We start from the raw sequence: 25,660 nt of genomic DNA on the forward strand, positions 1-25,660 counted from the left end.
GGCACAACTCACACGATCACGGACATCCTGCGCTGGTCAGACTGGCGCCGCCGCCACCAGGCCACAGCCCGGCATTGCCACTACCAGCGCAGATCCGCACCATGATCGCGAAGTGTCACTGGAGTACTAGACCACAAGGAGCTCGCCACGGCGCTGGGCCTGTCGCGCAACGTCGTACGCGTCAGGCTCCACCGCGCCCGTCGGCGCTTTTCCCGCGCCCTGGCCCAAGCGGGCATGCATTCAACGCCGGAAAGCCGGCTTGCGCCGGCGGAGAGGCCGCTGTGAAGAACACCGACAAGATCGACGCCATGACCAGAGCACTGGCCCGGGTCACACCCGGCCAGCCGGGAGGCCACCCCTCCGACGCGGAGGCACAAACGCTACTGACTTTGATCACCGCCGAGGATCCCACCACAGCCGCCCCCGAAACGCGCCCTGCCCGTCCCCACGGTGTCCGGCGCCTCCTGCTGGGCGTGACCGCCACGACCGCGACCGGCAGCAGGTCCGCACACCGGTTCCGGCCTCCTCGCGTGAGCATACGCATGATTACCGCCAGCGCACTTGCCGCCGCGATCACCGCGGGCGCGCTCGTCATGGGAAACCCCGATGGAGACGACGGAAACGACGCCCCCCGCCATCTCGTTCCTGGCCTGTCTATCCCCGCCGCCAACGCGCAGACGGTCCTGCACAGCGCGGCGCAGGCTGCCCTGCACCGAAAGTTCACCGCCCCCCGGCCAGACCAGTGGGTCTACATCGAGACGCGCGTGCAGGGCGTCGGGAAGCCCGCCCCGGGCGAGGTGCAAACCCCGCGAACGCCGCTGGAGACCCACGTGGACCGGTCATGGACCCGGGCCGACGGCAAAGAGGTAGCCCTCTTCGAGGACGGCAAACTGGTTCGCTCGCCGACCGGCGGCGGCATGCCTCCAGTGGACTATGCCACGGTGGCGGCACTCCCCACGGATCCCGATGCGCTGCTGGCGTGGATGTACGCAAATATGGGCGATCTGCACAATTCCGAGGAGGACCGGCACAACTGGGCCTACTTGCTGCTTGGCTCATTGCTCGCCCAAAACCTCGTGCCTCCGGCACAGGAGGCGGCCGTCTACCGGACCATGGCCAAGATCCCCGGGGTGACGGTGGCCCCGGACGCGGTCGACGTCGATGGGCGCCCGGCGGTGGCGGTGGCTCGTGTCGAAGACGGTTGGGTGAGCCATGAACTGCTGCTCGACCGCTCCACCTACACCTACCTGGGCGAGCGTGCGGTCGCCAGCGCGGACTACACCGCTCCAGAACCGGGCGTCCGCATGGAAGAGGGCCGGAAGATCATCCACAAGGGGCACTCCTACACGATCAAGAAGGGGACGATCATGACACTCGCTTCCCGTCTGGACATTGGGGTCACCGATCGGCCTGGGGCAAGGATCTGAGCGGTGGTCGCCGACGCCGGTGGGTGCTGGCTGCGGCGTCGCTACTGCTGGCGCTCCCCTCGGCCGCCAACCTGGCCGGCGGGCTTAGCTGGATCTGGACGCCGTGGCTCCCGTTGCCACTGCTCGACCTACTGGCGCGGGTGGGGCTTCTCGACGCGTGGCTGGTAGCTGATCTCCTCGCCGCCTCGGGCACCCTGGCGGCGGCCGGAGTGGCAGCGCAAATCGCGCAGGAGCGGACCGTCAGCGCGCTGATACTCGCCGCGGTTTCGGCGATCAGCCTCGCCGTCGCCATGATCGGAGGCGGCTGGCTCCCCACACAATACGGCGTGGCATACGCCGCGGCGCTGATCCTGCTGCGAACCTTCCCAGGCGGCACGGCTCTGATCAAGTGTTAGACGACGTTTGATGTGACGACGATCTGGGGTATCGGCGTCACGGTCATAAGTATCGCCTGAGAGGACAAGGCCGGTCTTGTCCTCTTTCGTGTGGGCGACAACGTACGCAGGTCCGGGACGGAGGCGGCCCTCCCTATGACGACCTCGACAGTACGCGTAACCGCATCCTCGTGTTGCCTTGGTGGGTGACTATGCCCAAGATCGCCTAGAGGTTCGAAGACACTCTCTAAGCGTTATCCGGGCCGTAGAGCGCGGCGATGTCCTTGGCAGTGGCCCACCGGCTGTAGGTGGGCGACTGCGGCCAGCCGTCGGGCGAGTCTTGCCACTCCTCCTGCCGCCCGTACGGGAGCAGGTCGATCAGCGCGAAGGTGTGGCTGAGCTGCTCGGTGCCCCGGCCGTTGGTGTGCCAGGTGCGATACACGGTGTCGCCATCGCGCAGGAACACGTTGACGGCGAAGCCTTCGCCGGGCGGTGCGCCGACGTCGGTGCCGAACGGGCTGTTCGCGGTGGAATACCAGGGCATCTTGTTCCCGACCCGCCGCTTGTAGGCGAGTGCCTCGTCGATCGGGCCCTGCGTGACGATGACGAACCGGGCATCGTAGTTGTCCAGGAACTCCAGCCGGGTGAACTGCGAGGTGAACCCCGTGCAGCCCGGGCACTGCCATTCCTTGCCCGGGAACCACATGTGGTTGTAGACGATCAGCTGTCTCCTGCCTTCGAAGACGTCCGCCAGTCGAACCGGTCCGTCCTCGCCCTCGAGGGTGTAGTCCGGCATCCTCACCATTGGCAGGCGGCGGCGCTGGGCGGCGATGGCGTCGAGTTCCCGGGTCGCGGCCTTCTCCCGGGCACGCAGTGCTTCGAGCTGACGCTGCCAGGTGTCGGCGTCGACGACCGGCGGTAGTGCGTTTGTGCTCATGGTCCCTCACTGATCAGGTGCGCAGCTTGCAGTGTGTAGGGGTAGACCTGCCCCGTTCGCCGAATTCATCGGTGGCCGGCCGATCCGATCGGAAAAGCCACGGAACGTCGATTACCGCGGCAGCTATGCCGTTCCCAGCGACTGCCCGCGCCGGATGCCCGCGCCACGCCCTGTCGCCCCGCCAGCGCCTTCCCTCCGCAAGGTCACCGGCTGAATCGCCACCCATCCCGATGGGGTCAATCTCGGAAGTGGTGAAGGTCGTGGTGAGAGAGCATGTCGCATCCGGCGGTCCGCACCGCTTTCGTCGCAAGGATCGGCGGAATCGCCCCCGGCGTCCATTAACCGTGCTCCACTCCGACGGACGGGCGCGGTCAGCGCGGGTAGCAGACGTCCTCCCGGCTGGACTGCGGTGGTGCAGGGAAGGGGTCTGATGGCTATCCGCAGTTGGCCGTGGTGGCCTGCTGATACAAGGGTGTGCGCCGTCGGCGTGTCTGCCGGTGGGCTGCGTAGCAGGATACGGGCCAGGCCGAGGGCCGCCGCTACCTCGGCGTCGACGTCCTGGCCCGCAGCCGCATGACGCTGATCAACACCACCGAGCAGAGCGCGGAGGCCATCACCAGTGACACCGCCGGCGCGATCAGCGCCTAACCAGCACACGATGAAGGATCAACCGCCGTACACCACGCCGCGGGACTTGGCCGTTGACGATTTCGCACGAGCGGTGATTCTGTCGGTACGACGCGGGCTGTAGAAGTGCCTGTCTCGGTGCGGGATGCGTGTCGTTCGCCAGGGCGAATTTTGCTTGACCGAGACGGTGCTCTCGCCGTCAATCACGCGGACTCGCAGATGCAGAGTTGAAGCGGCGTATCCACGGCAAATGGCCGGCCGGACCAGTCGCCGAAGCGCTCGACGAGCCGAAGGCCGCCGAGCGAGACGAGCAGCGGCAGCTCCTGCGGGAAGATGCTCCTTATTTCGAGCGGTGCGACGACGAAGTCGGGCTCGGAGTCAGTCGAGAGGTACCACGTCCCGCGTGTAACTTGCGCGGGCGCATCGTAGATCTCAGCGACATCGACGCTAACGTTGCCACGGCCAGGATCCATGAACGACAACGACTCCCGGGTGCGCCGCACGCCATCGGCTTCGGCAAGGAGGCGCACGCTCGGGTTGAATACATCGAAGACGAACCGTGCTCCAGGTGCCAGGTGCCTTCGAACCGACCGGAAGCAGCTCACCAGATCCTCAGCCTCATGCAGATGCAGCAGGGAATTGGCTGTGATGAACACGAAGTCGAATGTGCGGCCCAGATCGAAGGCCCGCATGTCGCCCTGCATCCATTCCACCGCCACACCGCGCTCGTTCGCCTTACGCTGAGCCTCAGCCAGCATGTCTGACGAGAAGTCCAGGCCGACGCACGGATGCCCGTCGGACGCGATGGGGATCAGCTTATGCCCGGTGCCGCATCCGAGTTCCAATACGCGCCCGCCTTGCCGATTGGCGTCGCCCCGGTAGAAGTCGACTGCGGGCCCGCCGCCCGGGAACATGAGGTCGTACAGCCTCGCGTGCGAGTAGAACGCTTCACTCATGAAGCGCCTCCTCCTTTCCGACTCATCCGCAGTTGGCCGTGGTGGCCTGCTGATTCAAGCGTGTGCGCTGGCGGTGTGTCTGCCGGTGGCTGCGTAGCAGGATACGGGCCTGGTAGTGCCGGTGGTTGCGGTACCCGCGTCCGGTGCGCTTGATGTGCTTGATCGCGGTGTTCGCGGCCTCGGTACGGGCGTTGGTGACCCGGGTTTCGATGAAGGTCTCGATCTCGTCCCACCAGTCGTTGATGGCCTCCCACAGTCGCCAGGCCTCGGGCAGGTCAGCAGCCACGACGGTGATGCCGAGCAGGCACCGGCCTGGACGCGGACGCGGTGGAGCTCCTGCTGACCAAGCCGGTCGAACCGCTCATCAACGTGCAGATCAGGCACCTGGGCGGGGCGCTCGCCGAGCCGGGCGTCGGGGCCGGTGCCAGCGGCGCGGTGGCTGAGCCGTACCTGCTCGGCCTGCTGGGTCTCGGCCTGCCGCACGCGGCCGACGCGACGCGCGCCAAGCAGGCCGAGGCCGTGGCCGACCTGGAGGCCTACATCAGCGGCCGCAAGCCGTACACCCTGCTGTCCCCCGGTGACACGGCGGCGAAGTCCTTCTCCAGCAGCGCGCTCGCGCGGCTGCGGGAGATCAAGCGGGCCCGTGACCCGCACAACGTGTTCCGCGAACTACCCGGTGCTCGGATAGATCGGTTCCCAGCAGGTCACGGCCCCTCCGCCCCACCGGGGCGGCGGGGGCCGCACCGAACCCGCGTGACGGATGTCGCCGCGAGCACTGTGAAGGGCACACCCACACAGGAGGGACTCGCACAATGAGGGGTTGCCAACCTGAATTGACTGGTCACTGGGGCTGGCCTGTCGGGGTTTGCGACCTCGAGATCGTCTGCCAGTGTCGGGGGTGCTCGCCAGAGAGAGCGGATGGCGTGGAGAGCTTGACGTCGTCTCCGAAGCCGACGCGTGTGGCCGGGGCGGCGATGGCCTGCCGCCAACCCCTACGTAACAGCAGCTCAGGGCCATATTCGACGGAAATTCCGGCTGGTTCTGATCTTTGACAGGTAAGCCGGGTCGCGAGCTTTCGAGGCGGCCGCCGTGAGCGAGCTATGCGAGGAGACCGGCATCCGCGACGTGGGGTCGCCCCAGGTCACCGCCGTCGTGCTGGACCATTGCGGGGGAGTGGTGCGGGTGACGGCGGCGGTGACCATGGAGTTGGGGGCGACGCAGCCCGCGCCTGAGCTGACGGAGCCGCAGGTGTTCCGCTCGTGGCGCTGGTTCGCGCCCGATGACCTGCCGTCGCCGCTGTTCCCGGCAACGGCGCAGGTCATGAACGGCTCAGGCGGCGGGTGCTACTCCGTGACCGGCTGACGTGAGCGCCCCGCGGGGTCTGCGACTCGATGTGCTCGGGTTCGCATTGTTGTCACCGGGGGCCTGGCCGCGCTGGTGTACGGATGGTCAGGGGCCGACGCGTTCGTGGTCCTGTACGCGTTCCACCATCGTCCCCGAGCTGCTCTGCAGCCGAGGCCGGCACGGCTGCGGCCTTACCAGGCGAAGGCGCTCGCATACTAACGGGCGAAACGCCCGCGGGCGACCAGTTCCACCGTCACCAGGATCGCCGTGGCCTCGCCCGCCAGCAACGCCACCAAAACCACGAGCTGCACGATCCCCGCCTCGATCGGGCTAGCCCCGCCGATCAGCATGCCCACGAACGCCCCCGGCAGGGTGACCAGCCCCACGGTCCTGGTCTGATCCAGGGCAGGCACCAGCGCTTGAGCCGCCGCGGGTCGGCAGATCTCCAGCGCGGCGTCGCGTGGCGTGAACCCCAGAGCCAGCGCCGCCTCCACCTCCCCTTTGCGCTGAACCAGATCGTCCATCGCCCGCCGGCCGGCCAGGGTCGTGGCCGTCAGGCAGCCGCCCAGCAGGATCCCCGCGACGGGGATGACGACGATCCCCTCCGTGGAGATCGTCCCGCTCGTCAGCAGGATGGCCAGTACCGGCACGGTGCCCGCGGCGATCGGCACACCGGCCCACCACAGCTCCCGGCCACCCGCGATGCGCCGGCCCGCGGTGAACGTGGCGACGCCGTACATCAACAGGATGAACGCTGCCACCGCCATGGAATAGGCCACGACCCAGGCGATCACCACCGATACCGCGCCAAGCTGCAGCGCCGCTCTGAGACACGCGGTCACCACGGCTTTGCCATGGCCTAACCGCCCGGCCCAGGCCATGAGCGCGCCGAGCGCCACCAGCAGGAGCAGGACGAGCGGCAACCACGATGTGAGGGAGATCAACGACGAGCTACGCACGGCAAGCAGTTTCCCGCGACCCCAGGCCAATTCCCACTCCACCCCAACGCAGCTCGCGTAGCGCGGCTCGACCACGGCCGTGAGCAGCTCCTCACGAGTGCGGAAGTGGTGGTGGACGGCCGCCTTGATGATGCCCGGCTCGGCGGCGATCACTGGTCCTCGTGCCCCTCACGGCACGCCTCATGATCTGGACGCCCTTCGCCCTTGCCTGCGGCGACGACCTGGCCATCGTCTCGCCTTACATCACCCCCATCATCCGTAGGTTCGGCAACTGAACGCTCAACCTCACCCGACCCGACCAAGCCCTACCACCCGGCTTGATGGGGAACCTCGCGTCCTGTTCGCTCCCACGGCCAACTGATCGAGGTCCGCGCGGCAAGGCCGGCCGGCCCGCCGCTCCCGGGTGCCCACTGCGTCGCGGCCCTGGGCCGTTCAAGGATTGGCTGCGTGCGGTTGATGCCCTGTAGGGTGACGATCATGGCTTGTCGCATTTCCGAGCTGGTGATCGAGTGCCGGGATCCGCAACGGCTGGCGGCGTTCTGGTGCGAGGTGCTGGACTTCATCGTGCTCGACACCGAGGACGACGGCGCGGTGGAGATCGGACCACGGGAAGGGTTCGGCGGATTGCAGCCGACTCTGGTCTTCAGCCCCACTACCGAGCCCAAGACGGGCAGGCCGCGGCTGCACTTCGACGTCAACGCCACCGACCGCGATCAGGACGCCGAGCTCGAACGCCTCCTGAAGCTCGGGGCGCGCCCGGCCGACATCGGCCAGACCGGTGAGGAGCCCTGGCACGTCCTGGCCGACCCCGAAGGCAACGAATTCTGCCTTCTGCGAGCCCGCCTGAGCTGAGCACCGGCCCGCACCGGCAAACGCCGGAACCACACCCTCAGAGCGTTGCTCCACGGGATGTCGTTATGGATCCCGGCGGAGTGCTGTTCCTGCTGAGCCCCTGGCTGGGCTTCTGCCAGGGGTCTATGGACGACGCCGACGGAGATTTCGACTCCGGCGGCGATGGTGTGGACGGATTCTCCGCGCTGGCGGCGGGCCAGGATCGCGGCTCGTTTGTCGTCGTCGACCACGGGGCTGCCCCCGCGCCCGCGGTGTTCCCCGCCGCCGGGAGCAGCGGCGGCAGCAGCGCCCACTGCTGCCCCGGCGTCCATCTGCCCGGTTGAGGGTTTCGGTACTTTCAGTGGATTTCATCGATCTCGGGGATGGAGCGGCGGGCCAGGCGTTCGGTGTGGGAGGAACGGGCCGTCGGCCGGTCAGTCGAAGGGGTCTTCTCCTGGGCCAGGCCGTTGAGCACGGCGCGGGCCACGCGCTCGGCCTGGAGCTCGACGGCCCGTGAGCCGTCGATGTGGACCAGCCCGTCGGCGAGCAGCACGGCGAGTCCGTGAACCGCCGACCAGAACACGAATTCGGCTCCGGGGCGTGCCGGAGCCGGCAGGCCGCCGGCTTCCACGAGCCGGTCGAACTCCGCGGCGAGCACGTCGTGCGGGTGGGGGGCAATGGAGGAGTCCGGGCCGGTGGCGCCGGCGCGCAGGACGAGCCGGGCGACGGCCGGGTCTTCCACCGTCCAGCTCACATACCCGCGGCCGATGGCGATCAGGCGCTGCTGGGGGTCGGTTCGCCGGCCGGGCGCCCGCTCGCAGTCCTGCCTCAGGCGGTCTCCGAGCCAGGCGAGTGTCCGTTCGGACAGGGCTCGGACCAGCGTGTCGCGTGAGGCGAAGTGATGGTAGGCGGCGCTGGGGCTGACGCCGACCCGCGCCGAGGCCTCCCGCAGCGACCAGTTGTCGGTCCCGCGCTCGCGTACGAGCGCCTCGGCTGCGTCCAGCAAAGCGCTGCGCAGGTCGCCGTGGTGATATCGCCCCTTGCTCACCCCCTGATCTTAACACCGCTCAGATCCCTGGTACGCTGCAGATCTCAACACTGTTCAGATTGGAGCCGAGTTCATGTGCGCCCCAGATTCCCCGCCGTCCGCCATCACCCCAACCGCGGGCAAGAGCACAGTCGCCGATGTGCGGACGAGCCCGCCGCCGATCGTGCGGGGGGAGCCGGTCGAGGTGTCCGACGGCGTGTACGTCATCCCCGACAACCGCGTCGAACTCGTCCCGAACGTCGGCATCGTCGTGGGCGAGCACGCCGCGCTGGTCATCGACACCGGCATCGGCCCCCGCAACGGCGCCTACGTCCTGGAGCGGGCCAGGCGCCTGGCCGGTGAGCGGCACCTGTACCTGACCGTCACGCACTTCCACCCCGAGCACGGGTTCGGGGCGCAGGTGTTCAAGGGTGCCGCCACGATCGTCTACAACGCCGCCCAGCGGGCCGAGCTGCACCGCAAGGGCGCCGCCTACATCGACATGTTCAAGGGTTTGAGCCCGGCCGTCGCGGCCGAGCTCGAGGATGTCGAGCTCGTCGATCCCGACCTGGTCTACGAGGGCGAGGCCGAGATCGACCTGGGTGGACGCAAGGTGGCCCTGCGTGCCGTCGGCCCGGCGCACACGGGCTCCGACCAGGTCATCGTCATCGACGATCGGGTGCTGTTCGGCGGCGACCTGTTCGAGACGCGTATCTTCCCGATCGCCCCGTACTTCCCGCCTCACGACGTGGACGTCGACGGCGAGCGCTGGATGGGCGTGCTCGACGAGCTGATCGCCCTTGGCGCCGAGGTCGTCGTCCCCGGCCACGGCGAGGTGACCGGCCCCGGGCTGCTCGGCGACGTGCGCGACTACCTCGACTACGTACGCGGGGAGGCCGGGCGGCTGCGGGCGGCCGGAGCCTCCGCCGACGAGGCGGCCGAGGTGATCGACAAGGAAGCCCGCGCCCGCTGGTCCACCTGGGAGCGGCCCGAGTGGATCGGCTTCGCCGCCCGCGCCTTCTACGACAGCGCCGGGCGGTGATGGCCGCGCCGGCCACCAAGGCCGACCAGGCCGTCGAGGCGCACTTCTCGCCGCCGCGCGGGACGATCGGCCAACTCCGCGTCGCTGCGCTCCACGCCGCCCTGGCGATGTCGATCCTTACCTCATGTCCTGCGCCGTTGACGATCGGGCGCGTTCACCGTTACTGAACGGCGGGATGTTGTGGTTGATACGGAAAAGGTGGTTCGGGTCGTACTCCGCCTTCAGCGCGGCCAGCCGCCGGTAGTCCGCCTCGGTGTAGGCCCGCCTGACCCGCTCGGGAGCCGAGTCGTGGTCGAACAGGAACCCCGGAAGCATGGCGCCGGTGTCCCACCGCCGGAGCCGTTCCAGCACCTCGTCGGAGGCCTGCTCGGCCGGAGCCGGCATCCGCATCCACAGGTGGAAGGCCGCGCCCTGGGTGCTGACCGCGTGCGAGCGGCCGGGCGACCGGTTCAGCGCCCCACCCAGGTGACGTAGCTCGATGCCGGGGAACGGCCCGCCGGGCGTCGACGGGTCGATGAACGAGACCAGCTCCTCCACGGCCTCGTCATCCAGTTCATGCAACAGCGCGCTGCGCAGGTGCGCTCTGACCGGGTTCTTGGGGTCCTGGTAGATCTCGGTGATCTGCGTGTACGGCATGGCGCCGCAGGTGTCCTTCTCCGGGCCGAGCGCGCGCAACGGCTCCACCAGCTGCGCACCCCGCTCCTCGTCCCCCGTGTAGACCACTCGGAACTGCACGAACGAACGGCCGCGGAACTCCTCGGGCAGCTGCGGCGCGTCAGGGAAGCGCAGCAGCGTCACCGAGGACGACATCTCCTCCGGCTGCTCCTTGACCCAGGCCAGGTAGGAGCCGAGCACGTGAGCGGCGTACCTGGGGTCCTCGCCCGGGTAGCAAAGCTCACCACCGTAGATGGTGCGCAGCGGCAGCAGCTCGATCTCGGCCGCGACCACGACACCGAAGTTGCTCTTGCCACCCCGCACCGCCCAGAACAGGTCGGGCTCCTGGGCCGGCGAGACGGTGCGGAGCAGGCCATCGGCGGTGACGATGTCGAGCGAGCGGACGTAGTCGGCGGCGAAGCCGTACGCACGGCAGGTCAGCGGGAGCCCGCCGCCGGTCAGGTAGCCCATCACTCCGACCTGGCCGGAGGAGCCGCACAGGGGCGCGAGGCCATGCTCGGCCGCTGCGGTGAGCACCTCACCCCACCGCAGCCCGGCTCCGATCCTTGCAGTGCCGGCGCGTGGGTCCACCGACAGCTCGCGCAGCTCCCCGGTGGCGATGAACACGGCTCCATCCGCAGGCACCGACTTGCCGTGCCCGGTCGACTGCACTGCAACCGGGCGTCCTGCCTTCGCCGCGAACCGGACGGCAGCGGCCACGTCATCGGCGTCGGCGGCGACCACGACCGCCGCGGGCCGGTGCTCGACCGTCAGCAACCAGCCGGAGCAGGCCTCCTCAAAACCTTCGTCACCGGGGTAGAGCGTGCGCCCCCGGATCGGCGCGCCCAAGCTCACCACGTCGTGCCAGGCCGCCTGCCCGCCGGCGAGGCGGTCGCCGGTGAACGCGGCCGAGGTGGTGGTGTGCACCAGCACGCCGTCGGGGGAGTACACCCTGACGGTGCCGATCCCGCGATATACGGCACCCTCGAGGTGGGCCTCGACGTGGATCTGCACGCGGCCCGAGCGATCTGCGGCCGGCGTGAAGATCTCGGTGAGCTCGTAGGCGAACCGGCCGGGCTGGTCTGCGCTCCAGACCCCTGTGCCCACGCTGCGGGGGGTGCGGAGCGCAACTGTGCCGTCGGGTGCGAACGAAATGGTGGAGGAGTCGGTCTGGTCGTCGTGGTGCACCAGACCAGTCCAGACCCCCGTAGGGATATGGAGCGCGTCGGCCACAGGGTTTGTATCCAGCATGTCAGCTATCCGCCTTTCCAGCATGTCAGTTATGCGCCTTCTCGAAGGACTTCGCCTGGTCGACCGCCCGTACTAAGGTCCTCAGCGGGCAGGTCGCCCCAGAGCCCCTGGATGATCGGGCCGAGGACGTTGCGGACCTTCGCCCACCGGGCCTGCCCCGCCTCGCGTGCCTGGGCGCTGCCGTCCCTCCGTCACGCAGGAGTCCCGCGGTGGTCAGCTCGGCGATGCGCTCGGCCACCGACTGGGGTTCGGTGATGCCGGTCCCGGCGAGGTGCCGCTCCAGGATCGTGTTGAGGGCCTTTTCGGGCTGGCCGATGAGCGCGGCGCCGAAGGCTTGGGTGGTGGTCATGGCGATGCCCAAATCCGTTCGCTGAATTAACGTTTACTTCACTAACGTTTTTGGCGAGAACGAACCTACATCGTTAGCCGGACTAACGCAACAGGTAGGATCGATGCCATGACCAGCAGAGCCGAAGCCGCCGACATGCCCCCCGGCGAGACGAAGACACCGGACAGGCTCCGCCGACGGGCGAGCCGACTGTTGTCACAGGTGGCCACCCAGTCCGATCGGCTGATCAACGAGGGGCTGGGCCAGGTCGACGCCCGCAAGTGGCACTACGCCGTGCTTGCCTCGTTGCAGGAGTACGGCCCGGGCAGCCAGGCGACGCTGAGCCAGCGCACCGGCATCTACCGCAGTGACATGGTCGGCGTGCTCAACGAACTGGCCGAGCGCGCGCTCGTCGAGCGGGCGCCTGACCCCGACGACCGTCGCCGGAACGTCATCACGATCACCACCCAAGGCCGCCGGCACCTGCGCCGACTCGACGAGGTCCTGGACGACCTCCACGACGAGCTGCTCGCACCGCTGACCCCTGCCGAACGCGACCAGCTCGTGCGGTTGCTCATCCGCCTGCTTGACCATCACGCGCAGCAGGCACCGCACTCCCCGATCTCCTGACTGACAGGGCCTCCAGGCGGGCGTATTCGGTGGGTAGTGCGTAGCGGCCGCCGCACTGCCGGCCCCCTTTCAGCCGGCACGGGCCTGGAGCCAGTCGGAAAGGGCTTGGCGTAGGGACGAACGGGCAGGTGGCGGATCTTGCCGCCGTCACGGCCCTTTGCCGCAGATGCGCAGATCACCCTTGCGGGCCGAGAGGCGCGCACGTCGGCCAGATCGAGGCCGACGACTTCGAGATGCGCAGCCAGTGCCTCACACCCGGAACGTGCGGCGGTAGGCGTCCGGCGGTACGCCGATCGTGCGGTGGAAGTGGCGGCGCAGTGTCGTCGCCGTGCCCATGCCCGCGGCCGAGGCGATGGTGTCGACGCTGTCGTCCGTGGTCTCCAGCAGCTCCTGCGCGCGGCGGATCCGCTGCGTCAGCAGCCACTGCAACGGGGTGGTGCCGGTTACCGAGCGGAAGTGGCGGGCCAGGTGGCGCGAGCTCATGTTCGCCTGGCGGGCGAGGTCCTCCACGGTGAGCGGCTGGTCCAGCCGCCGCATCACCCAAGGGAGCAGCTCGGCCAGGGGATGGCCGTCCTGGGCGGGCACCGGTGTGGTGACGAACTGGGCCTGGCCACCGGCCCGGTGCGGCGGCACGACCAGGCGGCGGGCGACCACGTTGGCGATCGCCGAGCCGTGGTCGCGGCGGACCAGATGCAGGCACAGGTCCATCGCTGCGGCCTTGCCCGCAGACGTGAGCACGCTGCCGTTGTCGACGTAGAGCACGTCCGGGTCGACCTTCACCCGGGGATGGCGCGCGGCCAGCTGCTCGGTGTGGGCCCAGTGCGTGGTCGCGCGCAGCCCGTCCAGCAGGCCGGCGGCGGCGAGCACGAACACGCCCGTGCACAGGGAGACCACCCGCGCGCCCGACTCGTGGGCTGCGCGCACCGCCTCGACCAGGTCGGCCGGCGGGTCCTCGTCGACGTCCGCCAAGGCGGGAACGATCACGGTGTCGGCGTGCGCCAACCGATCGAGCCCGCAGTCCGGCTCCACGAGGAACCGGCCGACCCGGACGGCGTGCGTGCCGCACACCCTGACGTCGTACCAGGGACCTGGCACGGCGTCCGGGGCGGAGCCGAAGACCTCATAAGCCAGGGCCAGCTCGAAGTGCAGCATCCCGTCGGTGGCGGCGACCGCGACGGAGCGCGGGAAAGAGCTCATGTCGGGAATTGTACGGGTCATGTCGTTTCAGACACTAGGCATCGATGGACCGACTGGGACAGGATTCACGCACTGAATCACTTCGAAGCACGCGGGAGCAGGCATGGGATCGAGTCGGAACGTGGCGGTGTTCGGCGCCTACGGACACACCGGGCGGTTCGTGGTCGCGGAGTTGTGCGAACGCGGATACGTCCCGTTGCTCCTCGGTCGCGACCAGGACAAGCTGCTGGCGCTGGTGGAGGCCCACCCCGGGCTGGAGGCGCGGCAGGCGTCGGTCGACGATCCGGCCTCGCTCGACCGTGCGCTGAACGGCGCGACCGCCGTGATCAACTGCGCCGGGCCCTTCGCCACGACCGCCGCCCCGCTGGTCGAGGCGGCGCTGCGCGCCGGCATCCCGTATGTCGACGTGGCGGCCGAGATCGAGGCGAACGTTGACACGTTCGCGCACTTCGCGGAGCGCGCCCGCGCCGCGGGCACCGTGGTGGTCCCGGCGATGGCCTTCTACGGCGGCCTCGGCGACCTGCTGGTCACCACCGCGATGGGCGACTGGACGGCGGCGGACGAGGCGCACATCGCCTACGGCCTGAGCAGTTGGCACCCCACTGCCGGAACGCTGGCTGCGGGCGCAGTCTCGGGGCAGCGACGGGGTGGCCGCCGTGTCCGCTACACGGGCGGCCGGCTGGAGTATCACGACGACGCTCTGCCGACCCTGGAGTGGCCCTTCCCGGCTCCGCTCGGCCCCCAGAGCGTCATCGGGGAGTTCACCATGGCCGATGTCGTCACCGTTCCCAGCCACGTCGCAGTCCCGGAGGTGCGCACCTACATGACCGCCAAGGCGGCCGAGGACCTGTCCGCGCCTGACGCCTCGGCACCGACCGCCGTCGACGAGCGCGGCCGCTCCGCGCAGACCTTCGTCGTCGACGTCCTCGTCCGCTCCGGCGGCACGGAACGCCGCGTATCCGCCGCCGGTCAGGACATCTACGCCATCAGCGCGCCACTCGCGGTGGAGGCCGTCGACCGCATCCTCACCGGCCGGACCAGGACCACCGGCGTCGCCTCCGCGGGCGCCATCTTCGACGCCCCGGACTTCCTTCGCGCGTTGTCCTCGCACCTCTCGCTGCACGTCCCGCTCGACACACGCGTTTGACCGGCGACCCATGCCGGGGATCCAGACCATGGTCGGTGCGGTCGATGGGCCGGCCGATCACTCGTGCGGGGCGGCCGTCCGGGCCGAATACGGAGGTCAGCCTTCCAGACGCGACGCACCACCCCGCATCACGGCGCGAAGCGGGCGAGGAACCCGATGTGGTTACCGTCGTCGAGCGTGAAACAGCAGAACCGACCGGTCCGAGCCGGTGGACACTGGTCCGCCCGGCGGCGAGTCGGCTGTTCCTGCCCTGCTACGCAGGCGAGGACGGTGTGCGGCCGGCATCCCGCCTCACGGCGTGGGTGCCGGGCCGACCAGGGGCTCGATGGAATCCCACGCGGGAGGCTCCGGCCACCCGCCCGCGGCGTCCGGCTCCGCCGAAGCCGAAGCCGAAGCCGGATCCGGATCCGGATCCGCTGCCTCCAGGCCGATGACCGCGCAGGCCAGAAGGTGCTCGCCGGGCGGCAGGTCGCCCTTCAGCGTGGGGATCGTGGTGCGCGGGGCGAGCACGTTGGTGCCGGGCAGGGCCGTGACGAGGGCTCCCTCCCGCCGGCCGGACAGGTCCTCGATCACGCACAGGCCGTCCGGCGAGTCGAGCCTGGCCCGGCCGGGGCCGATGTCGGCCCGGGTGGGCGGCCGGTCGCGGCTGACCGCGAAGGCGCCCTCGGCCGTGCGCAGGGCCCGCCCGGTTCTGATCCGGTGCACCCGCACGTGCCACGGGGGCAGCGCCACCAGCCAGGTCTCGATCTCCACGTCGTCCCAGGGCGTCCAGCGCGCGTGCAGCACACCGTCGGAGGCGGAGGCGTCGTGCGGCAGCTCGCACGGCCGCCAGTGCTCGCCGTCCTCGCTGAGCGCCAGCGTGCTGTCGAAGGCGCCCTGTTCGAGCCCCAGCGTCCCGGCGGGCACGCTGAAGCCGAAACGCGTGGAGTAAGCGAACTTGGCGTACTTGGCCGCACCATGCCGGGCCCACGGGTTGCGCTGCCCCGCGCTGAGCAGCACCACGTGCCGTCCCTCCTCGCAGCGCAGCAGCGCCACGCCGGCCTCCGGCTGGGTGCTGACCTCGGGCAGCGGGGGCGCGTCGGCCTCCTTGGCGGTCCAGAACGGGTGCTCCGCGGGCAGGGCGAGCGGCAGGAACGCCTTCATGGCCCAGTACGGCGAGCCGGGCGCGTTGTACTGCTCGGCCATGTGCGGCTGGGGGTAGCCGTAGCCGATGGTGAGCAGCCCGGCGGTGTCGCGGATGGGCTGGCGGTCCCACCAGCGCAGGTTCCGCAGCAGGTGCCCCTTGGTCACCTCCCAGGGCAGCGCCTCGACCTCGGCGAAGGCCAGCGCTCCCCAGAACGCCGACTGCGCGAAACGGTAGGTCAGGCTCCTGCCGAACGGGACGGCGACCCCCTCGCTGGTGAACCAGTGCTGGAAGTCCTGGGCGAACGCCGCGGCCCGCTCGCGGAAGCGCCCAGCCCTGGCCGGGTCGTCGCCGAGCGCCGCGTAGATGAGGCCGTAGTAGTGCATGGCGAACGGGATGTAGTAGTCGCGCTGCCACGTGGGCCCGTCGGAGTACCACCCGCGGCCGAGGTCGAACTGCTCCAGCCGGTCGAGCCTGGCCGTGTTGGCGTCGTGGTCGTGGGAGACCCCGACACGGTCGAGCCCGAGTCCCACCATGACCGGGAAGAACAGCCAGTTGTTGTTGTTCGGCTCCACGGTGACCGCGTGCCGCAGCCAGGCGGCCACCGTGTCACGCTGCCGGCCGGTCAGCGGGTCCCAGATCTGCTCGGGGGCCAGGGCGAGCGTCAGGCCGATGGCGGCGGTCTCGACCAGCCGCTGGTTCCGGTCGAAGACCGCGCCCCAGTAGTCGGGATGCTCGGGGTCGGTCCCGGCGGCGAGCCCGGCGCGCCAGAGCTCCCACTGATCGAACGCCCCGCCGCCGGCCGCCAGCGGCGCCAGCCCCCACAGCGGGCGTGCAAACGCTTCCAGCTCGGAGGCCGCCTGGTCGTAGTGCGCTGTGTTGAACCCCAGCCGCAGCCGCCCTCCGCCCGGGCTGAACCGGGAGATCAGCGGTGCGACCAGGTCGCGAACCTGATACCCCAGGTCGTCTCGATCACTGCCAGGCCGTGCTGCGCGGTCGTCGGTGTCCACAGGTCCTCTCTCGTTTCAGGAAAGCGCTTTCAGAGAAAGGGTTCCCGCCGCAGCCCCCACTTGTCAACAGCCCGGCCGTCCGGCCGTGGAGGGCGCGACCGTACGGTCACCCGGCCAGTTCCCTGGTCACCGGGGGTGGCGCGGTGCTGTCGCGGACGTGCAACTCCATCGGCAGGTACACCGGCTCCCCGTCGTGCCCCTCGGTCATGAGGGTCTCGAGCATCTCGGCCGCCTGCTTGCCGAGCTGCCCCCGGGGCGCCGACACCGTGGTCAGGCCCGTGTGCGCCACGTGGTCCAGCGCGATGTCGTCGAACCCGACCACCGACAGCTCCTCGGGAACCCGCACCCCGAGCTCGCGCATCCGGGTCACCGCCCCCAGGGCCACCAGGTCGTTGTAGGTGGTGACCGCGGTGGCGCCGGTGCCGGCCACCTCGGCGGCGGCCTCGTACCCGCAGCGGCTGGTGGACCCGCACGGCAGGATCGTGACGGACAGACCGAACGCCTTGGCCGCCTCCAGCGCCCTGATCCGCTCAGAGTTGGCCCAGGACACCTCGGGCCCGCTCAGGTAGGCGACCCGGCGATGGCCCAGTTGCGCCAGGTGGCCGCAGATCAGCATCATCCCGCCGAAGAAGTCGGCGGAGACGGCGGGCGCGGCGAGGCCGGGGACGATCCGGTCGAGCAGGACGAGCGGGTGATCCCGGGCGGTCAGGACTACCAGGTCCGAGCGCTCCATGCGGGGGGAGCAGAGCAGCACCCCGTCGCAGCTGCGCATCAGGTCCTCGACCAGGTCGTGCTCGAGCGAGGGGTCCTCGTCCGACTCCATGACCATGACGCGGCGCCCGTGGGAGCGGGCGACGGCCGAGACGGCCTTGAGCACGCCGGGAAAGTAGGGGTTGGCGAGGTTGGGGACCAGCACGCCGATGGTGCCCCATTCCCCGCGGGCGAGGCCCTGCGCCGCGGCGTTGGGCCGGTAGCCCAGCTGTCTGACCGCGTCGTGGACGCGCGCCGCCAACGAGGGGTCGACCTTGGCCGTGCCGTTGAGCACGCGGGAGACCGTCGAGGCCGACACCCCCGCCGCGGCCCCGACGTCGCTGATCGTCACCCGGGTCGGGCGGCCCTGCCGCAGATTACGCACCTGCTCCTCCTACCCCCGTGAAGCGCCCGTCAGCCGAGCAGCCCGCGCAGATGATCCAGATCCCTCCGTACGGCCGCCACCGGGTCGGCCGCCGGGTAATGGACGTGCAGCGACAGCGCTCCGGTGTAGCCGCGTGCGCGCAGCCCAGGGATGATCTCCGGCCAGCGGACCACGCCCCCGTCCGCAAGCGGTTGCCACTCGCACACCCAGCCGTCGGCGGTGGATCGCCAGACGGCGTTCTTCACTCCCATGCAAGCCATCCGATCGCCCAGCAGATCGACGTTGAGTGCCCATGCCTCGCTGCCCTCCTTGGCCTGGTTGCCGGGGTCGGCGTAGAAGCGTACGTCGTTCAGGTCGCCTGCGAGGGCGAGGGCGAGCGAGGCGGATGGATGGATCGTACCGTGATGCAGCTGGAGCGCCAGCTGTACGCCGTGCCTGGCGGCGAGGCCGGCCAGGCGGGCCAGCGCGGCCCTGGCCTCCTCCAGCTGGCGGCGGTATCCGGCGGCGGGGTCGTAGCGGTAGAAGCCCGCCCGCACGAGGGGGACGCCGGTCTCGCCGCAGGCTGCGATGATCCGTTCGGCGTCCGCACCGGCGTCGAGCAGGTCGGTGGTGACGACGTCGAGGGTGAGCCCGCGGCGCCCGAGCTCCGCGGCGACGACGGCGATGCCGCCGGGGTCGGCGGGACCGACCGTCTGTCCCTCGCGCACGACGAGGTCCGCCCCGTCGGCGCCCACCGAGGCCACGGCCTCGGCCAGCCGGGCGGCGTCGATGGGGCCGAAGGGCTTGGTGAAGGCGAGCAGGCGCACATGTACTCCCGAGGTAAGAAAACGCTTGTAGAGCTTCGCTCAAAGGACTGACTGCCGCAACACTCGTCGCGGCCTCACCGGTACCGATACTGTCGAAACACCCCTGGTAAAGCAGCTCATCGGAGGCATCGGCGGGCTGCGACAGCGGTCGTCGGACGGATCTTCGCAACCGAGCGTGGATCTGAAACCGCTTTCTCACAACCCTTGAATCGGATTATGAGCCGGGTTACTCTCGACGAACCCTCGGGCAAGCGCTTACCCGCTGTCCGTGCACCCCTCTGGCCTCCGCCTCTTAGGGAGGGCTCCATGAATCCTCATCGGCGTGGCACCGCCGTGATCATCACCGCAGCCATCGCATCACTGCTCTTGGCGGCCTGCGGCACATCGACCAACAGCAGCAGCAGCAGCGGCGGTGGTACGCAGACCACGCTAAAGATCTGGGACTTCTCCGCCGAACAGGTGCAATTCCACAAGGACATCGGCGCGCAGTTCACCAAGGAACATCCCAACATCAAGATCGAGTGGCGCTCGATCACCCAGGCCGACTACATGAAGACCCTGCCTTTGGCCTTCCAGAGCAACCAGGCGCCGGACATGTTCTACTGGAACGCCACCGGGCTGTCCGAACTGCTGGACCAGAAGTGGATCCGCCCGCTCAGCCCGGACGGGACCGTCCCCGCCGACTTCACCAAGCGCTGGCCGGACGGATCCTTCCTGGACGGCATCAACATGCAGGACGGGAAGACGTACGGTTTCCCGTTCACGGAGAACCTGTACTGGGGCTCCGGCTACATGTTCCTCAACAAGCAGGTCTTCCAGCAGGCCGGGCTGGACGTCAACAACCCGCCCAAGACCTGGACCGACCTCAAGAACGCCTGCGCGCAGATCAAGGCCAAGACCAAGGCTGAGTGCATCGCCGCCCCCACCAAGGGCGAGGACATGCAGCGGATCTGGTACGGGCTGGTCAGCAGCGTCTCGACCTCGTCGACCGACTTCTTCGACTACAAGACGGGCAAGTTCAACCTGACCGCGCCCGGGCAGCTGAAGACCTTCGCCTTCATCCAGGAGCTCAAGAAGGCCGGATACCTGGCGCCGGGCACCAACGACAAGAACTTCTCCCGCCAGCAGTTCGCCGCCGGACAGGCCGGCATCTACTTCGACGGCACCTGGATGCTGAGCGTGTGGGACAGCCAGGGCTTCAGCAGCGACAACTACGTGGTGGCGCCGCGCGTCGACCCGGACGAGGGGCAGACCGGCGCGGGCGGCCGCACGTACGACGGCAACAAGTACTGGGTCAGCTCGCAGACCAAGCATCCCGACGCCGCCTGGACCTTCATCCAATGGATGACCGACCCGAACGGCTACTTCGTCCAGCAGTACTACAAGAACGCCTTCGGCACCCTGTCCTACGTCGACAACCAGAAGATGGTCAGCCACCCGGTGCTCAAGCAGATCATGCAGATCGGCGCGAAGCCGGGCTACCGGGTCCAGCTCCCTGAGCCGCTGCTCAAGTGCCCCGACATCGCCAAATCCAAGGCGTACGTCAACGCGCTGACGAAGACCCCCGACGCGGAGTGGGAGGCCATGAACGAGGCGCTGGTCAGCGGCCAGCCTCTGGCGTCCGTGGGCGCCGCCATCGTCAAGCAGCGGCAGACCGCCCTGGAGGAAGGGCTCGAACAGGAGGCGGCCAGCGGCCTGAAGGTGTCGATGGACTGCTACACCTTCCCCGAGTGGGACAGCACCAAGGACTACACCTCGGACATGTACAAGAGCTAAGACCGGACGGCGCCGCCGGCCACGCGCGCCGGCGGCGCCCTTCCCCCTCGTGAGGACATCCATGACAACCATCGCCCCTGCCCCCGGCAGGGAGAGGGTGACGGAGAGCGACCGGTCGCCCGCCCAGCGTGCGCCCGAGCGCGTCGATCACTCCCGCGAGCGCGTCCGCGGCCTCGACAGGGTCTGGCTGCTCGTCTTCCTGGCCCCCTTCCTCCTGCTCTACCTCGGCTTCACCATCTGGCCGCTGATCGCGACGATCTACTACTCCTTCTTCGACTGGTCAGGCATCGGACCGATCGAAAACTTCGCCGGGGTCGACAATTACGGCTCGATCCTGGCCGACCCGCTGTTCTGGGTCTCAGTGGTCAACACGCTGATCTTCGCCCTCCTGACGACCGTCATCAAGCTCCCGATCTCGCTGGTGGCGGCGATCCTGCTCACCCGCAAGTGGCTGCGTGGCAAGCGGTTCTTCCGGACCGTATTCTTCGCGCCGCTCATCATCCCCGTCGCCATGGCAGGCCTGATCTTCACCTACCTGCTCAACCCGTCCAACGGCGCCCTGAATGCGATCCTGCGCGACCTCGGCCTGGTCGACGAGGGGTTCGACGTGTTCGCCAACCGGTGGAGCGCGCTGCTCGTGCTCGTGCTCGTCTCCATCTGGCAGATCTTCGGCCAGTACATGATCTACTGGATGGCGGCGCTGCAGAACGTGCCGGAGGAGCTCTACGAGGCGGCCGCCATCGACGGCGCGAGCGAGTGGAAAAAGCTCACCCGCATCACGCTGCCGATCATCAAGCCGGTCGCTGTGATCATCACCCTGCTCGGCCTGGTGAACGCCATGCACGTCTTCGGGCTGGTCGTCACGCTCACCGCGGGCGGGCCCGGCACCAGCACCTACGTGGTGTCCTACTTCATCTACCAGAACGCCTTCGGCAGGGTGCCGTTCGACTACGGCTACGCCTCGGCCGCGGCGCTGCTGTTCTCCGTCATCGCCTTCGTCCTGGTCTCCGCCCAGGGCCTCGCGGTCCGCCGGGCCCAGCGGCTCAGGAAGGAGTACGGCGTCTGATGACGACGACCACTCAGGCCACCCGGCGCAGCAACACCGTGCGGGCCAATCTCATCGCCCTGCCGATCCTGCTGGTCGTCGGGCTCGTGTGGGTCTATCCCTTCCTGTGGACGATCTCGGCCGCGTTCAAGACCCAGGCCGGGATGTTCACCAGCGGCTCGAGCCTGGTGCCCGACCAGCTGAACTTCGACAACTTCGTACGGGCCTGGGTCAACGCCGGGTTCTCCGGATACTTCTTCAACACGGTGCTCTACTCGGTCGTCTCGACCTTCATCGAGCTGGTCAAGGCGGCCCTGTGCGGCTATGTGCTGGCCAGGTACGAGTTCCCCGGGCGCACCCTGCTCTACCGGATGATCGTGGGGACCCTGTTCATCCCGGTCGCCTCGATCATCGTTCCGCAGTTCGTGCTGATCGAGAACCTTGGCCTGCTGAACACGCGGGCCGGGGTCATCCTGGCCATGTCCGGCGGCGCGGGCGCCCTCTACGTCCTGCTGTTCGTCGGGTTCTTCTCCAGCGTCCCCACCGACCTGTTCGAGGCGGCCAAGCTCGACGGGGCCGGCTTCCTCAAGACGTTCGGCCTCATCCTCCCGCTGGCCAAACCGGTCATCGCGGTGGTGGTCATCTTCCAGTTCATCAGCAGCTGGAACGAGTTCAACATCCCGCTGGTGTTCACGCTCGGCCAGCCCGAACTGCAGAACCTCGCCGTCGGGATGATGTCCTTCCAGGGCGAGTACGCCACCGACTGGACCGGGTTCGCCGCCGGGATGACGATCTCGTTCCTGCCGATGCTGATGATCTTCCTTTTCTTCCAGAACTACTTCACGCGCGGCCTGGCCGGCGCCACGAAGGGGTGACACTCCGCTTGAAGATCACCGCCGGTGATCCCTCGACGGTGAAGCACGGCGCGTTCGCCTACACCTGGGACATCGTGGGCGACCCCGCGGGGGCCGAGCGCATCGCCGGCCTCGGCGTGAGCACGGTGACCCTGCAGGCCGCGTACCACTCGGTCCGGGCCACCACCCCGTGGCATCCGCGCCACCGCATCGTGCAGGCCGACCACGCGGCGGCCTACTTCCGGCTGCGCCCCGAGCGCTGGCGCGGGCGGCTTCGGCCGTATCCGCCGAGCTGGGGGGTGCCCGACGAGGACAGGTTCGGCACGGCGCTGGCCGCGCTGGCGGGGGCCGGGCTGCGGGCCGAGGCCTGGCTGGTGCTCACGCACTCCTCGGTGCTGGGCCGCGAAGCACCCGACCTGACGGTCAGGAACGCCTACGGCGAGTCCTACTCCTACGCGCTCTGCCCGGCCCAGCCCGCCGTCCACGACTACGCGATCACCCTCGTGCGCGAGGTCTGCGAGCAGTACGACGTGCCCGCGCTGATGCTGGAGGCGTGCGGCTGGCTGGGCGCGGAGCACGCCGGCCACCACGAGAAGACCTCCGGCGCCCATCTGTCCGCCTGCGGCAGGGCGCTGCTGTCCCTCTGCCTCTGCCCTGCCTGCGGGGCCGGGCTGGCCGGGCGTGGCCTGGACGTCGAGGAGCTGGCGCGCGACGTGCGCGCCGCCGTGGACAGGGAGCTCCAGCAGGGCGTCCCGGCCGGGACGAGCCTGGACGAAGCGCTCGGCCGCGAGCGCGCCCGGGCCCTGTACGGTCACCGCGGCCAGGTCATCGCCGACCTGGTGCGCGATGTGGCGGCGGGGGCCGGTGGGCGCGAGCTGCTGCTCATGGCCACCGACGATCCGCAGGTCACCGGCCCCGACGTGGGGATCGACCTGGCCTCCTTCGACGCGCCGGTCGACGCGTACGTGCTCAAGTGCTGGGGCCAGGAGGAGGCGGCCCTGGCCCAGGTGAAGGCCGCGGCGAGCCGCACCGGGGTCCCCATCGTCGCCAACCTCACCGTGCTGGAAGACGGCCACGCCCGGATCCCGGCCCTGGCCGCCGACCTCGTCGCCGGGGGCGCGCGGCAGCTACGTTACTACCACGCCGGGCTCGGCTCGCCCGCCCGCCTGGCCAGCGTGCGAGCGGCGGCTCGCTTGAAGGAGAGGCAATGCTGAACGGCCTTTACGTGATGGATCCGAACCGCTTCGACGATGTCTACGGCCCGCAGGCCCGGGCCGCGATCGAGCGGCACCTCGCCATCGCCTCGCCCCCGCTCACCGCCGACCGGCTCACTCCCGACGTGCTGGCCCCCCTCGAGGTGCTGGTGACCGGGTGGGGGGCGCCCAGGCTGGACGCCGAGCTGCTCGCCGCCGCGCCCAAGCTCTCGCTGGTGCTGTACGGCGCGGGCTCCATCCGCCCGCTGGTCACCCCGGAGATGTGGGCCAGGGGAGTGCGGGTCACCTCGGCGGCCACCGCCAACGCCACCCCGGTCGCCGAGTTCGCGCTCTCGCAGATCCTGTACGCGCTCAAGCATGGCTGGCGCTACGTGCTGGCCGCGCGCGCCGCCGCCGCTCCCGCCCCGCGCGGGCCCGAGACCGGGGCCTACGGCGCGGTGGTCGGGCTGCTCTCGCTCGGCGCCACGGGCCGGGCCACGGCGCGGCTGCTCGCCCATCACAACCTCGTCGTGCAGGCCCACGACCCGTACGCCGACCCGGCGCAGGCGGAACAGCTCGGCGTACGCCTCGTCGGCCTGGCGGAGTTGTTCGCCACCTCAGACGTGGTGAGCCTGCACGCGCCGCTCACCCCTGAGACGCGCGGCATCGTCGGAACCGGGCTGCTGGAGTCGATGAAGCCCGACGCCACCCTGATCAACACGGCGCGCGGCGGCCTCGTCGACGAGACCGCGCTCGTGGACGTGCTGGGCCGGCGGACCGACCTGTTCGCCGTCCTCGACGTCACCGACCCGGAACCACCCGTCGCGGGCTCGCCGCTGTTCACGATGCCCAACATCGTCGTCACCCCGCACGTTGCGGGCAGCCTGGGCCACGAGCGGCGCCGCCATGGGGAGGCGATGGCCGAGGAGCTCGCCCGCTACGTCGCGGGCGAGCCGCTGCTGTACGAGATCACCGAGTCCGGCCTGGCGACGAGGGCATGAGCACCAGCAGTCGCCGCGGCCTACGCACCCTGGTGCTGCTGCCGCCGCACGATCCGGCCACCGCCGGCTGGCCGGATCGGCTGGAGCAGGCGGTGCCGGAGCTCGTCGTGCTCCAGCCGCGGACCAGCGAGGAGGCGGCGCACGCGCTGGCGGAGGCCGACGCCGCCTACGGCACGCTGCCCGCGGACCTGCTGGCGCACGCCGGGCGGCTGCGCTGGCTGCAGGCCCCGCAGGCCGGGCCGCCCCCGGGGTTCTACCATCCGGCCCTGGTCGCGCACCCCGTGCAGGTCACCAACATGCGTGACACCTACACCGACCACGTGGCCGCGCACACGCTGGCGCTGGTGCTCGCGCTGGCCAGGGGCCTGCCGAGATACGTCCGCGACCAGGCCCGCGCGCGCTGGGCGCCCGACTGGGACCCCGGCGCCGTGCTCCCCCTGGGCGAGGCCACCGCCCTGGTGGTCGGGGTGGGCGCGGTCGGGGCCGAGGTCGGCAGGCTGCTGGCGGCGTTCGGCACCAGGGTCGTGGGCGTGGACGCCCGGCGCGGCGGCCCCGTGCCGGGCTTCGCCGAGGTGCAGCCGGCCGACGCACTCGACCGGCTGCTGCCCGCGGCGGACCTGGTCATCCTGACCGTTCCGCACACCCCCGCCACCGAGGGCCTGCTGGACGCGCGGCGGCTGGCGCTCGCCAAGCCCGGGGCGTACGTCGTCAACATCGGCCGCGGGCCCACCGTCCGGCTCGACGACCTGGCCGCCGCCCTGTCCGCGGGACGCCTGGCCGGCGCGGCCCTGGACGTCTTCGAGACCGAACCGCTTCCCGCCGATCACTCGCTCTGGCGGCGTCCCGACGTGCTCATCACTCCGCACGTGGCCGGCGTGGGGCCGCATGCCGGCGAGCGGCGCTTCGCCGTCCTGCTGGAGAACGCCCGGCGCTTCGTGGCCGGGCGGGAACTGATCAATCTGGTCGACAAGTCTGAATGGTACTGA

The 25,660-nt window shown here is 69.7% G+C and carries 25 protein-coding genes and 2 pseudogenes; 16 read left to right on the top strand and 11 right to left on the bottom strand.

Annotated features, from left to right (window positions below; translation table 11 throughout):
- Window positions 1–138: 138 nt before the first annotated feature.
- The 3 genes and pseudogenes from ETD86_RS59600 to ETD86_RS07935 all read left to right on the top strand — a co-directional run.
- Window positions 139–285, top strand: a pseudogene (locus tag ETD86_RS59600) (RNA polymerase subunit sigma-24); the annotation flags it as partial.
- Window positions 282–1,427, top strand: coding sequence for a CU044_5270 family protein (locus ETD86_RS07930; RefSeq protein WP_138665450.1), 1,146 nt, complete (start codon window positions 282–284; stop codon window positions 1,425–1,427). The pseudogene ETD86_RS59600 and the gene ETD86_RS07930, both read left to right, overlap by 4 nt.
- A gap of 23 nt (window positions 1,428–1,450) precedes the next feature.
- Complete coding sequence (locus tag ETD86_RS07935) at window positions 1,451–1,822, top strand: hypothetical protein (protein ID WP_138665451.1); 372 nt, start codon at window positions 1,451–1,453, stop codon at window positions 1,820–1,822.
- Window positions 1,823–2,048: 226 nt separating this feature from the next.
- Here ETD86_RS07935 and ETD86_RS07940 read toward each other — a convergent pair whose 3' ends face one another.
- The 3 genes and pseudogenes from ETD86_RS07940 to ETD86_RS07950 form a co-directional block, all read right to left on the bottom strand.
- Complete coding sequence (locus ETD86_RS07940) at window positions 2,049–2,738, bottom strand: DUF899 domain-containing protein (RefSeq protein ID WP_138665452.1); 690 nt, start codon at window positions 2,736–2,738, stop codon at window positions 2,049–2,051.
- Window positions 2,739–3,568: 830 nt separating this feature from the next.
- Window positions 3,569–4,321, bottom strand: coding sequence for a class I SAM-dependent methyltransferase (locus ETD86_RS07945; RefSeq protein WP_138665453.1), 753 nt, complete (start codon window positions 4,319–4,321; stop codon window positions 3,569–3,571).
- A gap of 22 nt (window positions 4,322–4,343) precedes the next feature.
- A pseudogene (locus ETD86_RS07950) lies at window positions 4,344–4,616 on the bottom strand (transposase); the annotation flags it as partial.
- Between the two features lie 32 nt (window positions 4,617–4,648).
- Here ETD86_RS07950 and ETD86_RS07955 point away from each other — a divergent pair.
- A complete protein-coding gene (locus tag ETD86_RS07955) occupies window positions 4,649–5,137 on the top strand; it encodes a hypothetical protein (RefSeq protein WP_211369896.1) in 489 nt (162 codons plus the stop codon).
- A gap of 273 nt (window positions 5,138–5,410) precedes the next feature.
- A complete protein-coding gene (locus ETD86_RS54910; RefSeq protein ID WP_170222942.1) occupies window positions 5,411–5,683 on the top strand; it encodes an NUDIX hydrolase in 273 nt (90 codons plus the stop codon).
- 197 nt (window positions 5,684–5,880) lie between these two features.
- Here the strand turns inward: ETD86_RS54910 and ETD86_RS07960 are convergent, their stop codons facing one another.
- The gene (locus ETD86_RS07960) at window positions 5,881–6,777 is read right to left on the bottom strand and encodes an ABC transporter permease (RefSeq protein WP_246147764.1); all 897 of its coding nucleotides are present in this window, start codon (window positions 6,775–6,777) and stop codon (window positions 5,881–5,883) included.
- A 324-nt stretch (window positions 6,778–7,101) separates the two neighbouring features.
- Here ETD86_RS07960 and ETD86_RS07965 point away from each other — a divergent pair, with 324 nt between their 5' ends.
- Together ETD86_RS07965 and ETD86_RS54920 are read left to right on the top strand one after the other, a co-directional pair.
- On the top strand, window positions 7,102–7,476 hold the full coding sequence (locus ETD86_RS07965) for a VOC family protein (protein WP_138665455.1): 375 nt from the start codon (window positions 7,102–7,104) through the stop codon (window positions 7,474–7,476).
- Window positions 7,477–7,541: 65 nt separating this feature from the next.
- The gene (locus ETD86_RS54920) at window positions 7,542–7,799 is read left to right on the top strand and encodes a hypothetical protein (protein ID WP_170222943.1); all 258 of its coding nucleotides are present in this window, start codon (window positions 7,542–7,544) and stop codon (window positions 7,797–7,799) included.
- A 14-nt stretch (window positions 7,800–7,813) separates the two neighbouring features.
- On the opposite strand, the gene ETD86_RS07975 is transcribed toward ETD86_RS54920, so the two are convergent.
- Window positions 7,814–8,503, bottom strand: coding sequence for a TetR/AcrR family transcriptional regulator (locus tag ETD86_RS07975; RefSeq protein WP_138665456.1), 690 nt, complete (start codon window positions 8,501–8,503; stop codon window positions 7,814–7,816).
- A 139-nt stretch (window positions 8,504–8,642) separates the two neighbouring features.
- Here ETD86_RS07975 and ETD86_RS07980 point away from each other — a divergent pair, with 139 nt between their 5' ends.
- Window positions 8,643–9,524, top strand: coding sequence for an MBL fold metallo-hydrolase (locus tag ETD86_RS07980; protein ID WP_211369897.1), 882 nt, complete (start codon window positions 8,643–8,645; stop codon window positions 9,522–9,524).
- A gap of 117 nt (window positions 9,525–9,641) precedes the next feature.
- Here the strand turns inward: ETD86_RS07980 and ETD86_RS07985 are convergent, their stop codons facing one another.
- Both ETD86_RS07985 and ETD86_RS07990 read right to left on the bottom strand, forming a co-directional pair.
- On the bottom strand, window positions 9,642–11,366 hold the full coding sequence (locus ETD86_RS07985; RefSeq protein ID WP_246147765.1) for an FAD-binding oxidoreductase: 1,725 nt from the start codon (window positions 11,364–11,366) through the stop codon (window positions 9,642–9,644).
- Window positions 11,367–11,454: 88 nt separating this feature from the next.
- Entirely contained in the window at window positions 11,455–11,778 is a 324-nt protein-coding gene (locus tag ETD86_RS07990; protein WP_211369898.1) for a hypothetical protein, read from the bottom strand.
- A gap of 108 nt (window positions 11,779–11,886) precedes the next feature.
- Here ETD86_RS07990 and ETD86_RS07995 point away from each other — a divergent pair, with 108 nt between their 5' ends.
- Window positions 11,887–12,387, top strand: a complete 501-nt coding sequence (locus tag ETD86_RS07995) for a MarR family winged helix-turn-helix transcriptional regulator (protein WP_138665459.1) — start codon at window positions 11,887–11,889, stop codon at window positions 12,385–12,387.
- A 249-nt stretch (window positions 12,388–12,636) separates the two neighbouring features.
- On the opposite strand, the gene ETD86_RS08000 is transcribed toward ETD86_RS07995, so the two are convergent.
- Window positions 12,637–13,584, bottom strand: a complete 948-nt coding sequence (locus tag ETD86_RS08000) for a helix-turn-helix domain-containing protein (protein ID WP_138665460.1) — start codon at window positions 13,582–13,584, stop codon at window positions 12,637–12,639.
- Between the two features lie 103 nt (window positions 13,585–13,687).
- Here ETD86_RS08000 and ETD86_RS08005 point away from each other — a divergent pair, with 103 nt between their 5' ends.
- Entirely contained in the window at window positions 13,688–14,731 is a 1,044-nt protein-coding gene (locus ETD86_RS08005; protein WP_138665461.1) for a saccharopine dehydrogenase family protein, read from the top strand.
- A gap of 291 nt (window positions 14,732–15,022) precedes the next feature.
- Here the strand turns inward: ETD86_RS08005 and ETD86_RS08010 are convergent, their stop codons facing one another.
- The 3 genes from ETD86_RS08010 to ETD86_RS08020 form a co-directional block, all read right to left on the bottom strand.
- A complete protein-coding gene (locus ETD86_RS08010; RefSeq protein ID WP_246147767.1) occupies window positions 15,023–16,864 on the bottom strand; it encodes a DUF2264 domain-containing protein in 1,842 nt (613 codons plus the stop codon).
- 106 nt (window positions 16,865–16,970) lie between these two features.
- Window positions 16,971–17,999, bottom strand: a complete 1,029-nt coding sequence (locus ETD86_RS08015; protein WP_138665462.1) for a LacI family DNA-binding transcriptional regulator — start codon at window positions 17,997–17,999, stop codon at window positions 16,971–16,973.
- A 29-nt stretch (window positions 18,000–18,028) separates the two neighbouring features.
- Window positions 18,029–18,805: a sugar phosphate isomerase/epimerase family protein gene (locus ETD86_RS08020; RefSeq protein WP_138665463.1), complete on the bottom strand. Its 777-nt coding sequence runs from the start codon at window positions 18,803–18,805 to the stop codon at window positions 18,029–18,031.
- 306 nt (window positions 18,806–19,111) lie between these two features.
- Here ETD86_RS08020 and ETD86_RS08025 point away from each other — a divergent pair, with 306 nt between their 5' ends.
- The 6 genes from ETD86_RS08025 to ETD86_RS08050 all read left to right on the top strand — a co-directional run bounded on the left by ETD86_RS08025 (window position 19,112) and on the right by ETD86_RS08050 (window position 25,660).
- On the top strand, window positions 19,112–20,581 hold the full coding sequence (locus ETD86_RS08025; RefSeq protein ID WP_170222944.1) for an ABC transporter substrate-binding protein: 1,470 nt from the start codon (window positions 19,112–19,114) through the stop codon (window positions 20,579–20,581).
- A gap of 61 nt (window positions 20,582–20,642) precedes the next feature.
- Window positions 20,643–21,647, top strand: a complete 1,005-nt coding sequence (locus ETD86_RS08030) for a carbohydrate ABC transporter permease (RefSeq protein ID WP_138665465.1) — start codon at window positions 20,643–20,645, stop codon at window positions 21,645–21,647.
- Window positions 21,647–22,501, top strand: coding sequence for a carbohydrate ABC transporter permease (locus ETD86_RS08035; RefSeq protein WP_138665466.1), 855 nt, complete (start codon window positions 21,647–21,649; stop codon window positions 22,499–22,501). Before ETD86_RS08030 ends, ETD86_RS08035 begins: the two co-directional genes overlap by 1 nt.
- Before the next feature lie 8 nt (window positions 22,502–22,509).
- The gene (locus tag ETD86_RS08040; protein WP_211369900.1) at window positions 22,510–23,694 is read left to right on the top strand and encodes a hypothetical protein; all 1,185 of its coding nucleotides are present in this window, start codon (window positions 22,510–22,512) and stop codon (window positions 23,692–23,694) included.
- Window positions 23,688–24,674 (top strand): hydroxyacid dehydrogenase, encoded by a 987-nt coding sequence (locus ETD86_RS08045; protein WP_138665467.1) that lies wholly within the window; start codon window positions 23,688–23,690, stop codon window positions 24,672–24,674. Before ETD86_RS08040 ends, ETD86_RS08045 begins: the two co-directional genes overlap by 7 nt.
- Window positions 24,671–25,660: a D-2-hydroxyacid dehydrogenase gene (locus ETD86_RS08050; RefSeq protein ID WP_138665468.1), complete on the top strand. Its 990-nt coding sequence runs from the start codon at window positions 24,671–24,673 to the stop codon at window positions 25,658–25,660. The genes ETD86_RS08045 and ETD86_RS08050 overlap by 4 nt, the downstream gene beginning before the upstream one ends.

It is taken from the genome of Nonomuraea turkmeniaca, assembly GCF_005889735.1.
Taxonomy (GTDB): domain Bacteria; phylum Actinomycetota; class Actinomycetes; order Streptosporangiales; family Streptosporangiaceae; genus Nonomuraea; species Nonomuraea turkmeniaca.